This window comes from Alysiella crassa DSM 2578, assembly GCF_000745955.1.
Classification (GTDB): domain Bacteria; phylum Pseudomonadota; class Gammaproteobacteria; order Burkholderiales; family Neisseriaceae; genus Simonsiella; species Simonsiella crassa.
Map to the genome: position 1 here is coordinate 1 of NZ_JQKH01000144.1, position 2091 is coordinate 2091.

The 2091-nt window shown below is 45.3% G+C and carries 1 protein-coding gene; it reads left to right on the forward strand.

The features are described from left to right. Positions 1 to 139: 139 nt before the first annotated feature. Positions 140 to 1945 carry a SurA N-terminal domain-containing protein gene (locus tag Q338_RS12400; RefSeq protein ID WP_034296019.1) on the forward strand — a complete coding sequence of 602 codons (1806 nt, stop codon included), beginning with the start codon at positions 140 to 142 and terminating at the stop codon, positions 1943 to 1945. The last annotated feature ends 146 nt before the right edge of the window (positions 1946 to 2091 follow it).

Genomic DNA, 2091 nt, shown 5'->3' on the forward strand with positions numbered 1-2091 from the left:
GTGGTGCATTGAAAGTTTTACCCTCTCCCTAACCCTCTCCCACAGGAGAGGGAACAGATGAGTGGTAGACAAAAATTTGTAGGGTAATGAAAGGCAGCCTGAAACATTTTTTTAACTTATTTTATTTTTGAAAATCAATATGTTTGCAGCTATAGAAAAATATCGTACCACTGCTCAAGTTTTGTTGGGTTTGATTGGTATTTCGTTTATTGGTTTTGGCGTGGCACAATTTGAAACGCGACCAAATAATCAATATATTGTCCGCATTGGCGAACAAATTATCACGCGCTATCAATTGGATAATGTGATGCGCAACAATCCAAATGCTAGCCGCGAAACCATTTTGCGCCAATTGATGAATCAGGCATATTTGCAGGAAGGCGCAAAACAGCTTGGTTTGGCGGTGTCGGAGCAGGAAATCAAGCAAGCCATTGTGGATAATAAGGCTTTTCATGACGCGAATGGTAAATTCAGCACCGAGCAATTTAAAAACGCGCTATCGCATTCGGGAATGACGGAGCAGCAATTTATGGATTCGCTGCGACAAGATTTGTTGGCGGAGCAAATGTCGGCATTGCTGCAAAACAATGTGGTGTCGGACGCGCAAGCGGGGCAGATTTTGAAAGCGGCGTTTGCGGAACGCACTTTGCGGAATGTGGGTTTGAATCCACAAGTGTTTGAAGATAAAGTGGATTCAAGTGATACCGCATTGAAGAAATTTTACGATGCCAATCAGAAAACCTATACTTTGCCGCAGGCGGTGCAATTTGAATTTGTGCGTTTTTCGCCCAGCTCATTGGCGGAAAAAGAAACTTTGTCTGATGACGAGTTGAAAAAAGCAATGGCAGAAGCGGCTAATTCGCCGAATAATAAACGCAATGTGGCGCATATTTTGATTGAATTTGGCGCGGATAAGGCAAAAGCAAAAGCCCAAGCCGAACAAATCGCCGCCGAAGCGCAAAAGCAGCCTGAAAAATTCGCGGAATTGGCAAAACAGCATTCGCAAGATTCTGATAGTAAAGAAAATGGTGGTGTGATTGGCGAATTTGCGGCGAGTGGCGATTTGATTAACAAGGCGTTTAAAGATGCGGCGTTTGGGCTGAAATCGGGCGCGGTGAGTGGGGTGGTGGAGAGCGATTTTGGTTTCCACATCATCAAAGCGGACGATGTGGGCGGCGCGGCAGATGAAAACGCGGTGCGCCAAGCCGCCAAAGAGAAAAAAGCGCAAGCGGCGTACACAAAATTGCGTGAACAGTTTAGTGATGAAGCGTTTGCGGACACAGGCAGCCTGAAAAAACCAGCGGAAAAATTAGGTCTGACTATTCAAACACATACGGAATGGCTGACCCGTGAAAACGCACCTGCGGCAAAAATTCCAACTGCGGTGGTGGACACTTTGTTTGGCGATGACGTGTTCACGAAAAAACACAATTCCGAAGCGATTACGGTGGATGGCGAAACGTGGTTTGTGCGTGCCACCGAAACGCGCAAGGAAGCCGTTGAGCCTTTGGATAAAATTAAAGATAAAGTAAAACAAGATTTTATCCGCTCGGAAAGTGCGCGTTTGGCGAAAGAAGAAGCGAAGAAAATGCTGGCGGATTTGCAAGCGGGCAAAAATATGCAATTGGCGTGGTCGCTTGTGCAAACGGTTGCGCCACAGCAAATGCAGGGCAATTTGTCGGCGGAATCTTATCGTGAAGTGATGGCGGCTGCGCCGAAAAATGGCAAGCCTGCTTATGTGTTGGTGGACAATTTGGGTGCGCCACAAATTATTGAAATCCAGAAAATTCAAGATGTTGGCGGCGACCAGCAAGCTTTAGGCATGATTAAAACAATGGTTTTACCAAGTGCAAAATCTTTGGCTTGGCAAGAAGCGTATTTGGATTATTTGGGCAAAACGATTAAAACCGAGCAGGGCAGCGAAAAAGTTTCGGATACGGAATAATTGAAATCATGGCAATATTCAGGCAGCCTGAAAGGTTTTTTCAGGCTGCCTTTCAGTACACGACAAAATTCATCTAGGGTGCGTATTACGCACCGAAATTTCAATGATTTGAATGATTTGGTGCGTGGTATATACCCTACATTTTG

What these genes read in the sequence shown, in the direction of transcription:
- Q338_RS12400 (WP_034296019.1), top strand. Translation starts at nt 140, where the DNA reads ATGTTTGCAGCTATAGAAAAATATCGTACCACTGCTCAAGTTTTGTTG.